The following is a 13215-nucleotide window of genomic DNA, read 5'->3' on the forward strand; positions in this document are numbered from 1 at the left end:
CCTTTATCCATAAAAAATCTATTTCTTTTCAGAATCGTCCATCTTTAAGACGGCCATGAATGCTTCCTGCGGAACTTCAACGGAACCGACTGATTTCATCCGCTTTTTACCTTCTTTTTGTTTTTCAAGAAGTTTACGTTTTCGTGAAATGTCACCGCCGTAACACTTAGCGAGTACATTTTTACGCATTGCTTTAATTGTAGATCTCGCTACAATCTTTTGGCCTATTGCTGCTTGGATAGGTACCTCAAAGTGTTGTCTCGGAATGAGATCCTTCAGTTTTTCAACTATAAGTTTCCCGCGTTCATAGGCAAAATCCCTGTGTACAATAAAGCTCAACGCATCTACGTTTTCAGAGTTCAGCAATATGTCCATCTTCACAAGTTTCGATTCCTTATAGCCGATCAATTCATAATCAAAAGAGGCGTACCCTTTTGTGCTTGACTTCAGTTGATCGAAGAAATCGTACACGATCTCCGCGAGCGGAAGTTCATACACAATATTGACACGGGTATCATCCATGTATTGCATGTCAATGAAATTGCCCCGCTTGCCCTGGCAAAGCTCCATTACGGCTCCTACATAGTCGTTCGGGACCATCACCGTCGCTTTTACGTAAGGTTCTTCTACAAAATCCACTTTTTGCGGATCAGGCATCATAGATGGATTGTCAACCTTCACTTCTTCCCCGTCTGTAAGCTGAACATGATAGATTACGCTCGGTGCAGTCGTGATCAGATCGATTTTGAATTCCCGTTCAATACGCTCCTGGATGATTTCCATATGAAGAAGCCCCAGGAATCCGCAGCGGAATCCAAACCCAAGTGCCTGGGAAGTTTCCGGCTCATATTGAAGAGCAGAGTCGTTCAATTCAAGTTTTTCCAGTGCTTCTCTAAGATCGTTGTAACGGTTTGAGTCGATTGGATACAGACCGCAATATACCATTGGGTTTAAGCGGCGGTATCCGGGCAGCGCTTCTTGTGCAGGGTTTTTAGCAAGGGTGATAGTATCCCCCACCCGCGTATCGCCGACATTCTTGATTGCTGCAGTCAAGTACCCTACGTCACCGACAGTCAGTTCTTGAAGTCCTGTGGCTTTTGGTGTAAACACACCCACTTCCGTTACTTCAAACTCTTTCCCTGTCGCCATCATACGCACCTTGTCTCCGACTTTGACGCTTCCTTCCATCACACGGATATATGCAACAACCCCTCTATATGCATCATATAGGGAATCAAAGATCAATGCTTTTAACGGGGCATCGGGATCTCCCTGTGGCGCAGGCACCTTTTCAACGATCTGTTCAAGAATTTCTTCGATCCCAATCCCTGCCTTGGCTGAAGCAAGAACTGCTTCAGACGCATCCAGTCCGATTACGTCCTCCACTTCCTGGCGCACCCGCTCAGGGTCTGCTGCAGGAAGGTCGATCTTATTGATGACCGGCAGTATTTCCAGATCATTATCCAGGGCCAGGTATACGTTGGCAAGCGTCTGGGCTTCTATGCCCTGGGCAGCATCCACTACGAGCACCGCACCTTCACAAGCGGCAAGGCTCCGGGATACTTCGTATGTAAAATCGACATGCCCCGGTGTGTCAATCAGATGGAAGATATATTCTTCGCCATCTTTTGCTTGATATTTCAATTGTACGGAATTCAATTTGATGGTGATTCCGCGCTCTCTTTCCAAATCCATTGAATCCAGTAATTGCTCTTTCATCTCACGCGCCGTCAACGCTTTTGTTTTCTCCAAAATACGGTCGGCAAGCGTTGATTTACCATGATCTATATGGGCAATGATAGAGAAGTTTCTAATTCTCGATTGTCTTTTCAGTTTTTCTTCACGGTTCATTATTCGTTCAACTCCTGTAATATCCACACATGTACACTATGTTGAATTATAGCAGTACGGTATATATTATTCAATCTAAACCGGAAGGCCAGGGCTCGTAAATTAAACGATTTTTGACTCATTCGGGTGAAACGTTCGTTTCACCCGCCTTTCAGCTATGCTGAAAGGTCGCCAGTCAGAAAAGAAACCAGGGGAAAATATATTTTCCCCTGGTTTCTTTTCTGACTGGCGGAAATGAGCCAAAAATCAACTATATCTATACATTTTTCAACTCTTCATCTCATATCAAAGAGGCAATGAATTCTACTATTTTTGTGGTTATGCCTTCTATGAATCCGGCGAGGGCTTTTCCTATTGATGAAAAGGCGTTAAAGGCTTTCATTTCTTCCAGCTTCTCTTTTTTCTCGGTCAGGGTCTGGCTTTCGACCTCTTTACCAAGAAACGTCGCTTCTACGTTGCCTTCTTGATCCTGGGTCATCCCTACAGGGGAAGAGAAGGATTCTTTTTCATGGCCCTTCATTTCGATAATCCCTTTGTTGGCATGCTGCATGCCGATCAGTACCCCTACAAACAAACAACATATCAGAACGATGCACTTCATGATAAATTTACTCATTTCAGTTTCACCCTTTATTTACTGCTTTACCGGTTCAGGGGAAAGATGGTGATCCACCTTTTCAGCCTGCCAATAATAGTCAGAGAATATTTCAGCAAATGCTCCGGCTGTCCGCTGCAGCTCTTCGAATGTATTATCGACACCGCCAAATTCGAGGAGCAGTGCATTTCCGGAAAGGTCCTGATTGAATTTCCCGTTCGTACCGCTTCCCTTTTTTGCGATGACTCCCCTTGAAAGACCCTTGAATTTCGAATCAAGGAGTTCGTGCAGCTCCTTTGCCACTTTCAGGTTCTGCTCGTAATTCGGATGCTCTTCACCGACCACAAAAGCTAGTTTTGCGAATTTTTCCCCGTCTATCTCGGCAGTGGTCACTTTTTTTCTTTGAGAATCCCTGTGGATATCAATCAAGTATAATAAATCTTTATTATTCGCCATCGCCGTCTCCACCAACGGCCGCGATTCCTGGTAGGCATTATAGTAGGCAAGGTCTTTGTCATTCAGCTTTTGGATGACATCCGTCTTATCTATACTGGTCCCGATACCCGTTTGTTCAAGCTCCGCCTTCAGCATTTCGCCGACTTTTGTCACATTGATCTTCGAATGCATCGCAGAATCGGGATCCGCTACTCCGTCCAGATATGGCAGGTACGATTCACGTGTATGGGTAAAGTAAAGCAGTACTGTTTTCTTATCCTCTGCAGTCACTGCCGATGTTCCGGAATCCCGGTCGTCTTTTTGGATATCATCGATATTTTTCAGTTCTGCTTCTTTTTCAAGATCAAGTGCATCCTGGGGCGGGACTGATTCAATGGGCATATTCGTAAAATCAGTACCTTCCCCGGCCACCAGAATGTTCCCATCAAAGATTGAAAAGCCCGGAAGTCCCCGTCCCAGCAGACTCCGCGGATCGTTGAAGCGGATATTGGTCGCTGCCTTGAATAGTAGAGATGATAGATTTGGAAGACCTTCTTCCTCTCTGTCCAAAATCGAGTTAAATGACCTGTTCTCCAATGCAAGCAATTTATAGAGTACTTCACCATTCAAAGCGGAAGCAGCTTCACTGATCGAATCTGATGTGATCCTTGCCCCCGGTTTCATTGAAGTCAGAATGCCGGTCAAGGAAAAGATTGAAAGCAGCACGATGAACAGCAGGATCATCCCCTTGAAGATATCCTTCATATTGACAGCTGCTGCAAAAGGAGTGGCTCTGTATGATTTCATAAACTCACCCTTCCTGAAAGAATCTATTCTAGTACAAGCTATGCATTTGATAGATATACTAGAACTGCTTTTACTAGTCATTATGAGGATTTTTCCCGAGGGTTAAACTGCGGATCGGAAAGTTTCCTTTAGATTAAGGACGATTCGATTTCTATTCTATTTACTTCAAGAAAGAAAAAAGCTGCGGAATCCACTTCTCCGCAGCTTTCATAGATACTTCCTTATCTTGTCTTAAACCCGGTATTTTCCTGATCCACTGCATCATGCAATGCTGCATTCAAGCCATTCGCCACTAAATTTGCCATATCTTCAATAAAGACATCCACCTCTTTAGGGGTAACCATGAGATTGTGCCCGATCGGTGCCAGCACCTCGTGTATAAGCTTTCTCTTTTCCTGGTCCTCAAGCGTGCCGACAATCCCCATGAAGGTCTGCCGGTGTTTTTCTCCGGGCATATCCTCCTCGGTGAGCTTCTTCTTCTCTCCGAAAGTCAGGCCGGCAGGGGCAAGCGAGCGTGATGGCCTGCCCCCCTCTTTGATTTCTTTCCCGAAATGCTTCAATAGAAAATCGACAGTATCACTGACGATCGTTACTGCGTCAAGTACAGTAGGCACTCCGATGGCAATGACCGGCACACCAAGTGTCTCCTGGTCGAGTCCTTTCCTCTTGTTCCCGACCCCTGATCCGGGATGAATCCCCGTATCAGATATCTGGATAGTAGAATTGACGCGTTCAATGGAGCGGGAAGCAAGAGCATCGATGGCGATGATGAAATCAGGTTTTGACTTTTCAACCACTCCGAATATGATGTCACTGGTTTCAATGCCGGTCAGCCCCATTACACCAGGTACAAGGGCACTGACCGGACGGTACCCTTCCTCTACCGATTCCGGCTGAAGTTCGAACAGATGCCTTGTCACAAGAACATTTTCACAAACCTGGGGACCAAGTGCATCGGGGGTTACATTCCAGTTTCCAAGACCTACGATTAAACAGCTTGCATTTTTCCCAATCTTGTTGTTCTCAAGGAACTGGCTGAATTCCCGGGCAAACACCGACTCTACCCGCTGTTGCAGTTCAGTATTTTGCTCCCTTATCCCGTGGGCTTCGATCGTCAGATAGTTTCCCGCTTTTTTCCCTATGTTTTCTTCACCCTCAGGAGTAATGGAAACGAGGGAAATCTTCACCCCATCTTCCTCTCTTTCTTTTATTACCACTCCTTTAATTTCAGAAGTAACATCTGTTTTATCAACGGAATCTTTCTGATCTTTTTCAGATATCACCATCTCTCTTGCTTCTACGGCAAGATCTGTACGTACTGAATAAACACTCAAATCTATTTCTTCTTTCACTTTCTTTTTTTCACTCATTTTTCCGTCACCCTCCAAACAAAAGAATCTCTTGATTATTTTTTATGTTTACCTTTTGACCGCGGCTTCATTCACTTGTTTATTTTCACTCCTTAGTATTGCATTCTCGCCATTCGTTTGATAAAATATCATTTGTTCTAATAGATTAGGAATTAAAATCGAGTCACATAGAATCTCGATCCTTTTTTAGGAGGTGACAGGAATGCCAAACATTAAATCTGCTATCAAGCGTGTTAAAACGAACGACCAACGCAACGCTCAAAATGCTACTGTAAAATCTTCTATGCGTACTGCTGTGAAGAAAGCAGAAGCTGCAGCTGCGAACGGTGCTGAAAACGTTAAAGAATTAACAAACGACGCTATTCGTCAATTAGACAAAGCAGCTCAAAAAGGTCTTATCCACAAAAACGTTGCAAGTCGTCAAAAATCACGTCTAATGAAAAAAGCAAACTAATTCGAAAAGCTCAGGGCGCCTTGTTCAGCCCTGAAAAGCGTTGGAGGCCCGACGGGTGAAGTCGCTCTTTGACTTCATTCGTCGGGCTGAAACGTCTCGAGGGGCTAGGCACTGGAGCTAGACAAACAAAAAAAACCACTGGAGTCTAATCCAGTGGTTTTTTTGTTTGTTAGCTTCCCTGAAGAACTTTCGACATCAAGGGTGCAATTATTGTTTTGAAGGGTCCAATTATTCCAAACAAAGGCGCAATTATGTAAATGAAAGGAGGATTTCATTTAACTAAAGGTACAATTCGTTCGAATAAAGGCACAATCCTTATATTCCACTTCTAAATAGGTTCCCGGCTCCTAAAAATGACCCGAAAAAACCACGTTTATCCTGTAAATCCCTTATAAATCATTCAATTTCAATAAGAACATCTCTATCATGAGTTCTTTTTTGATTCTACCGGTTTTGATTTCGTAATCCCCTTCCGAGAGCATTTCAATGATTGCAGCCAATTGACTGTCGTTGAAATGCTTTGCCTGGCCTGCTGCAAGCTTCACCCTGAAAGGATGCACTTTCAGATAAGAAGCAATCTTTTGCTGTCCGTATCCTTTTCTAGATAACTCTTTAGCCCCGTAGATCAGCCTGAATTGTCCGGCCAGTATGGAGAGTATTTTCAACGGCTCCTCATTCTGCTTGAGAAGGTCATAATATATGCGCAGCGCTTCATCGATCCTCCGCTGCACCACTTTATCTACAAGCGCAAAAATATTCTGTTCCAGTGAACGGGCGGTCAATTTTTCCACCGCCGCTGAATCGATGTGATTGGTGTCACCTGCGTAAAGCGCAAGCTTGTCCAGCTCCTGGGTGAGCATCATCAGGTTCGTACCCGCCAATGTCAAAAGCAGCTCGATTGCATCTTCATCGATTTGCACCGCATTGGCAGCTGCCCTTTCCCTAACCCAGACCTTCAACTCTTGTTCGTTGAGTTTCTTTGCCTCGACCACTTCAGCTTCTTTCTTGAGGGCTTTCGTGATTTTTTTCCTTTCATCCAATTTTTCATAGCGCGCCGTCAGTACAAGGATTGTGTAAGGAGCAGGGGATTGTATGTATTGTTCAAGCCTTTTGATATTATGCTCTACCTTCTCCTTGGTCTTCTCGGCCGTCAGAAAAACAGGGTTGTCCAGGATGACGACCCGTCTTTCACCCATGAACGGAAATGTTTCCGCATCCTCTATGGCTACTTCTACAGGCGTCTCTTCCAAATCATATCGTGAAAAATTAAAATCCATTTCTTCTTCCGTCAAAGTAGCAGAAATGATTCGCTGCTTTGTCTCATTGATTAAAAAGGATTCATTTCCATATACTAAATATATCGCAGCAAACTGAGACCTCTCAATTTTCTTCCAAGTATCTATAACCAAGTCAGCACTCTCCAATATCTCTTTTATCTACTCTATGTTAAAAAAGCTTTGGGGATTTGACAAGTGGTAAGGGGACGCCCAGGCTGAGAGGGACACCCCCTATATCTATATTAACGTCATGCATGAAAGACCTAGGACACTCTCATGCCGACGGTATTCCCTTGTATTGATTAGTGTCACCCCGGGTAGGGCAACTTATAGGTGACAACTCTTGTCAGTAAAGGAAAATGTACAGTGAAGTATAGATTTTTTAATATCGATGTTCTATACTAGAATAGAAATAGGAGGGGTAGTTGTGAACCAATTCGAAAAAAATGTTCAATCAAAGAGAAATGATGCTGTAGATTCAGGCGTCGGCTTTATTGTTTCTTTTGGATTCTTTGCAACAATGTTCATTATTGGGACTGTCATTCAGCTGATTGGATCTTAATGAAAAGAAAGAAGATAAGGGGAAGACCCAAAAAGAACCGGTTTCTTCAATTTCCATATATGGTACTGAACATTAGTATCATAAATTGGGTTGAAGGCCCGACACTTTCTGAGGTCTGCCCCTTTTTCTTTAGCGCTTAATGTGTGTTGGTACTACATACTATGGGTGCTGGGCAGAAAATGTTCCTCGTTTTCCCAAAAAACGATAAGTCAATGCCCCATGATCTGCTGTTGTGTGTATCATGATCCCCTTTTCCTTCAGCCGTTTGACCACTTCCGGATGAGGATGGCCGAATCGATTATCCCTGCCTGCAGAAATCACTCCTAAGCTTGGCTTCACCTCTTCTAGAAAGATCCCGCTCGTCGATGTGGCGCTTCCATGATGACCTACTTTCAACACATCTGCCCGGAGCTCGTATGTTGCAGCAAACTCTTTTTCTCCCTCCTCTTCCAAGTCCCCGGTGAACAGCCATTTCATGCCTCCCATTTCAGAATATACAACGAGCGAGTCATTATTCCCCTCATATTCTTTATCAAGCGGCATGAGAATATGGAATATGACATCCTTTACTTTCCAGGCGTACGGAGCGTGGACTTGTTTGACCGAAACTTCCTTTTTTTCTGCAAGGGCGATGATTTCCTTCATCTCTTTTTTGTCACCGCTCCCGGGGGTGATGAAAATCTCCTTTATTTTCATTTTATCCACAAGGCCTGCCGCTCCCCCGACATGATCCAAATCACCATGCGTAAGGAGCAGTTTATCAATCGTTGTGATCCCTTTACTTTTCAGGAACGGAAGGATTACATCTTCATCAATGGAAAATGGTTTTGCTTTTCTTTCCCAGTCTTCCATTGGAAACTCAACCATGCCCCCGGTATCGATTAAATACGTCCCCAGATTATAAGGCAGATCGATCAGAGTCGAATCGCCCTGTCCTACGTCAATGAAAGTCACTTCGCCAAAGGGATTGAATTGAACCCAGACAGCATGCAGCAGAACGAAGGAGCACAAAATAAATGACCGAAGCCTCCATGCTCCCTTTTCCATCCCTTTAAAAACAGCCAGCACCAAAAAAATGTAGCAAATAACAATGGAATAATGAGGTTTCCCAAGAACCAATGTAGTAAGGGGAAATGCTGCGAATAGTGAGGTAAGTGCCTCGATCCCACTGACTATCAGGCTATAGACCCCATTCATCCATTCCATGCCTGCGGGTACAATAAGCTCCTTAAGAAAAGTGATCAATGCCATCGGGAGAACAATCAGAGAAAAAACAGGGACAAATAATAAGTTGGTTAAGAATCCAATGATGGAAAACTCATAAAAGTGTATGATCATGATGGGCAGCGAGGATAATTGTGCCACAGCAGTGACTTTGAATAATTGAGTCAAATAAGAGGAAGCATCTGATAAAATGGCGGAAGAAGACAGTACAAGGCAATAGCTGACAGTGAACGAGAGCTGAAATCCAATATCAAATATTGAATAGGGGTTCCAAAAGAGAAGGCTAATGAAAACGATCGACAGGCTGTCCAATGTACCGATAGTAAAAGGCAATTTCCTGAAGATAATCAGTATGATCAGCATGGCAGATGCCCGCACCACCGGAGGAGCACCGCCTGTAATCACCATATAAAAAATCAAAAACATGATCAATATCCACAAGGATGTTTCCCGCGTGACTCCTGTCCTTAAAAGGATGACGTAAACCATACCGGATATCAGTCCGACGTGCAAACCTGAAATGGCCAATAAATGGACGATGCCCAGAGAACGGTAGGCATTCATCATTTCTTCCGATATCCTGCCCGTCTCCCCAAAAACAAGTGCCTGAGTCATTCCGACGGTCTCAGGAGGAAACTCTGTTTCAATATAGTTTAACCCGGCTGATCTCCAACGAATCAGTGTATATTTCCATTCATCCCTGGATTCCCTGCATCCTTCAAAAGCATCCACCTTTAAGATCCAGTGAATGTCACGCTCATACAAGTATCTTTTGTAATTGAACATATTTGGGTTAGAGTTTCGAAAGGGTTCAGTCAGTTCACCTTTAACACGGCATATATGTCCCGGTATGAGGGCTTTTGCCGGCTCAAGCTCATCCACGGAAGGAATCCGGTACCTGAATACGATCCGCTCACCATCAAGCTTGCCAAAACCGCGCAGGGAGCTGCCATCTATCTCGGGGATGGAGTCGATGGTAAGCATCGGAATGGACTTTTTTGATGATAAAATGGAATGCCGGGTACTTTCATGGAAGTCAGATATCAATAGTGCAGAAAGGAAGACGAAGAAGCTGGCAAGCCAGACATAAAGAGAAGATTTCCGGAGAAAAAGCATGGAAAGAAGGAAGAAGGAAAAGAAGGCACCCCAATAATAAGATTGAAGTGCCAGGAGGGTGCCGGTTAATGTCCCTGCTGCCATAAAAAGCAACAGGTAGGGAGGCAGGGATTTATTCATTAAAAAGCTCTATGTACCGCTTTTCATAATTCGCGATGGCTTCAGGATCTCCGCCCTTATCACGAAGTTCTTCGATAAGCTGCAATACAAAGCCGGACTTTTCTTTATTTTTTGGATCAAGGCTTTTTTCGTGAAAAGGTACTTTTTCCACCCGCACCTCTGCCTGCTGAAATAACTCGGCAGCATATGGATGATTTTTATAATCCTCTGCATAGTAGACTGTTTTGATTCCTGCCTGAACGATAGCTTTACAGCATTGCAGACATGGAAAATGGGTCACATAAATTTCCGATCCGTCTGTCCCTACTCCGAATTTCGCACACTGAAGAAGTGCATTCATTTCCGCGTGGATGGTCCTTACACAATGATTATCAATAACATAGCAGCCTTCATCGATACAGTGATCACCGCCGGCGATCGAACCGTTATATCCGCCGGCAATGATCCGTTTATCACGTACAATGGTCGCCCCGACAGTCAGACGGGTGCAGGTGCTTCTAAGGGCAAGAAGATGGCTTTGCGCCATGAAATATTGATGCCAGGCAATTCTTTTCATTCTCTTTCTCCCTTCTTGAAGTTTGAATCTTTCTACTAGTGTATAGATTGTCTGGATGATTCGTCAATTCATTGTACAAAAATTAATTCTTTTAATTTTTCAAAGGTTTTATCCCCAATCCCCGAAATGTCTTTGATGTCTTCGATTCTGGTGAAAGGTCCATTTTCATCCCGGTACTGTACGAAAGCGGCAGCTTTTGCCGGACCGATTCCCGGCAATGTCTCGAAATCTTCTTGAGAAGCTTCATTCAAATTGATTTTGCCATCTTCCCCTGGTGAAGCCGCATTCTCTTGAATGAACGGAACTTGAGCGGCAGCCTCCCCTTCCCCCGGCACATAGATCAGCATTTCATCCGTGACCTTGATGGCAAGATTGATGAGCTTGCTGTCTGCCTTCGCGGTGAATCCACCGGCCCTGTCGATGACGGATTTCAACCGTTCCCCCTTTTTGACTTCGTACAGCCCGGGTTTTTTCACCTCGCCCTTCACATCAACATATACACTTTCATCTACTGGTTCTGAAGCTTTATCAGAGGGTGCTTCCCCACCCTCAACTTCAAGATCCTTTGCCTCTATAGTCATGGAATTAAGTCCATTTCCTTCGGGCTGGCCGTCAGAAGAATTAAGAAAATAAAACATTACTATCGCCGTACCCAGTGCGGCTATCATTAAAATTCCCTTGTGTTTTTCAATTAGGGGATGCATGGCTCTAAATCACCTCGTTTGGAATATTCGCTTGGGGCAATTCATAAGTTGTAGGAGAACCGAATCCTATATTAGATTGTGTAGGGCTACAGGAAAAAGCATCTGAGAGAAAAAATGCGGAAGAAGGAGGGCTGCACATGAAAGTAGGCATTATCGGAACGGGGAACATGGGGAAAGTGATTATTGAAGCTTTTATCGAGTCGAAGGCAATTTCCCCTTCCAGACTTTACATGACCAACAGGACATTGAAGAAAGCGAAGCTCATTCAAGAAACAACCGGCGGCCATGTTTTGAATTCCAGTGAAGAAGTCATCAAATCTTCTGATATAGTGTTCATTTGTGTTAAACCTCATGATGTTTATCGTGTGATAGAGGAAAATAAAAACTGCTTCACCGAGGATAAATGTGCAGTGTCCATTACCAGTCCCGTCAGTTTAGACCAGCTGCAATCGATCCTCCCCTGTTCCTGCGCACGTTTCATACCGAGTATCACGAACAGGGCGCTCAGCGGGGTTTCCCTGCTGACATTCGGAAGTGATTGTACTGAACATTGGAAGGGGAGACTGACAACACTCGCTGAACATATATCGACTCCGGTATTGATAAGGGAAGAGGTCACAAGGGTTGCGTCGGACATTGTCAGCTGCGGGCCGGCTTTCTTCAGTTATCTGACACAGCGGTTTATCAACGCGGCTGTCGAGGTCACTGAAATCGATCCTGAAACGGCTACGATACTGGCTTCTGAGATGCTTGTCGGCCTGGGGGATCTGTTGAAGAAAGAAATCTACTCATTACCGGCCCTGCAGGAGAAAGTCTGTGTGAAAGGCGGCGTGACAGGCAAGGGCATCGATGTAATGGAAAGAGAACTGGGAGAGGTGTTCGAGAAGTTATTTCAAGCGACTCAGGAGAAATTTGCAGATGATATCACGGAGACACAATCTCAATTCGGAGTCTGAATGGACTCCTTATTTTTATTTCGACGCAAATCGTCGAATTCCTGCTTCAATTTCAAAAAACCGGGGAGCATCCGTTCTGCTCTCCCGGTTTTTATTTTTTCCTGCATGTGAAGAATATCCGCTCGCTGTCGCCCGCAGGCGGCTGTTCCGTGAAGTCCGCAGAGATATCAAGGACCTCAAATCCCTCTTGCACGAGCCATTCCGTAAGCTGCAAAACAGGATATGTCCTTTGTTTGTGAAGTTCCTCCACCCTTTCATACAGCCCGGTCTCTTCGTCGATAACAAAGAAAGTAAGTTCATGTTCCACACTGTTCGGGACTTCTCCCGGGAAACAATCCCATATATAGGATACAGCATCATCTGTATGGGTGAATGTCTGATTCATGAAGATTTGCGACATTTTATAAAGGGAATGGACATCAAACATAAAAAGTCCGTCCTGCTTTAAATGGTTATTAACGCCTCTGAATGTATGGATCACATCTTCCTCTTTTTCAAGGTAGTTGAGTGAATCGCAAAATATCGTAATCAGCCCATACTCCCGCTGCAGTTCCAAATGTGACATATCCTGTTGGAAAAGAGAAAGCATGATATTCCTTTCCTGAGCCTTCCGCTGAGCCATGACCAGCATATCTTCAGACAAGTCGATGCCGGTGACAGAATAACCGTTCCCTGCAAGGCGCAGGGATAATTCCCCCGTGCCGCAGGCAATATCCAAGATGTCTTTCCCTTCTGCAGCATATGTTTCCGACTGCCGGTTTACAAAATCAAGCCATCCGTCATAATCCACATCCTGCATGAGATGATCATAGATATAGGCAAATCGTTCGTAACTCATTAAAGACTTTCGCTGACCTCAACATGCGAGGCATCTCCCCATAGACGTTCCAGGTTGTAATACCCTCTCTCATCTCTATGGAACACATGTGCCACGATATCCCCCAGGTCCACCAGGATCCATCTTGCCTGGTCGAAACCTTCAAGGCGTTTCACGGAATACCCGTTTTCTTCGGCCTTGTCCTTCAATTCACGGGCGATTGCCTGAACCTGCTTATCTGAGTTTCCGTGGCAGATCAGGAAGTAATCCGCAATCATAGAAATGCCTTTCATATCGAGGACGACGATATCCTCTGCACGCTTGTCATCCGCTGCTTTATATGCTAATTCCACTAAAGGTTGTTCCATCAT

General features: G+C 44.5%; 13 protein-coding genes. 3 read left to right on the forward strand and 10 right to left on the reverse strand.

The window, feature by feature from the left end; translation table 11 throughout:
- Positions 1–18: 18 nt before the first annotated feature.
- The 4 genes from lepA to gpr all read right to left on the reverse strand — a co-directional run bounded on the left by lepA (position 19) and on the right by gpr (position 5040).
- On the reverse strand, positions 19–1851 hold the full coding sequence (gene lepA / locus BHE18_RS12895) for a translation elongation factor 4 (RefSeq protein ID WP_071618974.1): 1833 nt from the start codon (positions 1849–1851) through the stop codon (positions 19–21).
- Positions 1852–2131: 280 nt separating this feature from the next.
- Entirely contained in the window at positions 2132–2467 is a 336-nt protein-coding gene (locus BHE18_RS12900) for a DUF3679 domain-containing protein (protein WP_071618975.1), read from the reverse strand.
- Positions 2468–2485: 18 nt separating this feature from the next.
- Complete coding sequence (gene spoIIP / locus BHE18_RS12905) at positions 2486–3688, reverse strand: stage II sporulation protein P (protein ID WP_071618976.1); 1203 nt, start codon at positions 3686–3688, stop codon at positions 2486–2488.
- A 221-nt stretch (positions 3689–3909) separates the two neighbouring features.
- Positions 3910–5040, reverse strand: a complete 1131-nt coding sequence (gene gpr / locus BHE18_RS12910; RefSeq protein ID WP_071619310.1) for a GPR endopeptidase — start codon at positions 5038–5040, stop codon at positions 3910–3912.
- A gap of 220 nt (positions 5041–5260) precedes the next feature.
- Between gpr and rpsT the strand changes: the two genes are divergently transcribed.
- Positions 5261–5512 (forward strand): 30S ribosomal protein S20, encoded by a 252-nt coding sequence (rpsT, locus tag BHE18_RS12915; RefSeq protein WP_071618977.1) that lies wholly within the window; start codon positions 5261–5263, stop codon positions 5510–5512.
- Between the two features lie 389 nt (positions 5513–5901).
- Here the strand turns inward: rpsT and holA are convergent, their stop codons facing one another.
- Entirely contained in the window at positions 5902–6921 is a 1020-nt protein-coding gene (holA, locus tag BHE18_RS12920; RefSeq protein ID WP_071618978.1) for a DNA polymerase III subunit delta, read from the reverse strand.
- Between the two features lie 295 nt (positions 6922–7216).
- On the opposite strand from holA, the gene BHE18_RS12925 reads away from it, so the two are divergent.
- The gene (locus BHE18_RS12925; protein ID WP_071618979.1) at positions 7217–7351 is read left to right on the forward strand and encodes a YqzM family protein; all 135 of its coding nucleotides are present in this window, start codon (positions 7217–7219) and stop codon (positions 7349–7351) included.
- A gap of 159 nt (positions 7352–7510) precedes the next feature.
- Here BHE18_RS12925 and BHE18_RS12930 read toward each other — a convergent pair whose 3' ends face one another.
- The 3 genes from BHE18_RS12930 to BHE18_RS12940 form a co-directional block, all read right to left on the reverse strand.
- A complete protein-coding gene (locus tag BHE18_RS12930) occupies positions 7511–9811 on the reverse strand; it encodes a DNA internalization-related competence protein ComEC/Rec2 (protein ID WP_071618980.1) in 2301 nt (766 codons plus the stop codon).
- Positions 9804–10367, reverse strand: a complete 564-nt coding sequence (locus BHE18_RS12935) for a ComE operon protein 2 (protein ID WP_071618981.1) — start codon at positions 10365–10367, stop codon at positions 9804–9806. The genes BHE18_RS12930 and BHE18_RS12935 overlap by 8 nt, the downstream gene beginning before the upstream one ends.
- 68 nt (positions 10368–10435) lie before the next feature.
- A complete protein-coding gene (locus BHE18_RS12940; RefSeq protein WP_171910709.1) occupies positions 10436–11035 on the reverse strand; it encodes a helix-hairpin-helix domain-containing protein in 600 nt (199 codons plus the stop codon).
- Positions 11036–11208: 173 nt separating this feature from the next.
- Here BHE18_RS12940 and comER point away from each other — a divergent pair, with 173 nt between their 5' ends.
- Positions 11209–12027 (forward strand): late competence protein ComER, encoded by an 819-nt coding sequence (comER, locus tag BHE18_RS12945; protein ID WP_071618983.1) that lies wholly within the window; start codon positions 11209–11211, stop codon positions 12025–12027.
- A gap of 91 nt (positions 12028–12118) precedes the next feature.
- Here the strand turns inward: comER and BHE18_RS12950 are convergent, their stop codons facing one another.
- Together BHE18_RS12950 and rsfS are read right to left on the reverse strand one after the other, a co-directional pair.
- Positions 12119–12865, reverse strand: a complete 747-nt coding sequence (locus tag BHE18_RS12950) for a class I SAM-dependent DNA methyltransferase (protein ID WP_071618984.1) — start codon at positions 12863–12865, stop codon at positions 12119–12121.
- Positions 12865–13215, reverse strand: coding sequence for a ribosome silencing factor (rsfS, locus tag BHE18_RS12955; RefSeq protein ID WP_071618985.1), 351 nt, complete (start codon positions 13213–13215; stop codon positions 12865–12867). The genes BHE18_RS12950 and rsfS overlap by 1 nt, the downstream gene beginning before the upstream one ends.

The organism is Rossellomorea aquimaris (assembly GCF_001877785.1).
GTDB classification, from domain to species: domain Bacteria; phylum Bacillota; class Bacilli; order Bacillales; family Bacillaceae_B; genus Rossellomorea; species Rossellomorea aquimaris_A.

Coding starts and splice junctions, on each gene's coding strand:
- BHE18_RS12935 (WP_071618981.1), bottom strand. CDS start 10,367: ATGAAAAGAATTGCCTGGCATCAATATTTCATGGCGCAAAGCCATCTT.
- lepA (WP_071618974.1), bottom strand. CDS start 1,851: ATGAACCGTGAAGAAAAACTGAAAAGACAATCGAGAATTAGAAACTTC.
- BHE18_RS12950 (WP_071618984.1), bottom strand. CDS start 12,865: ATGAGTTACGAACGATTTGCCTATATCTATGATCATCTCATGCAGGAT.
- BHE18_RS12930 (WP_071618980.1), bottom strand. CDS start 9,811: ATGAATAAATCCCTGCCTCCCTACCTGTTGCTTTTTATGGCAGCAGGG.
- spoIIP (WP_071618976.1), bottom strand. CDS start 3,688: ATGAAATCATACAGAGCCACTCCTTTTGCAGCAGCTGTCAATATGAAG.
- rpsT (WP_071618977.1), top strand. CDS start 5,261: ATGCCAAACATTAAATCTGCTATCAAGCGTGTTAAAACGAACGACCAA.
- BHE18_RS12900 (WP_071618975.1), bottom strand. CDS start 2,467: ATGAGTAAATTTATCATGAAGTGCATCGTTCTGATATGTTGTTTGTTT.
- comER (WP_071618983.1), top strand. CDS start 11,209: ATGAAAGTAGGCATTATCGGAACGGGGAACATGGGGAAAGTGATTATT.
- BHE18_RS12940 (WP_171910709.1), bottom strand. CDS start 11,035: ATGATAGCCGCACTGGGTACGGCGATAGTAATGTTTTATTTTCTTAAT.
- rsfS (WP_071618985.1), bottom strand. CDS start 13,215: ATGATGGAACAACCTTTAGTGGAATTAGCATATAAAGCAGCGGATGAC.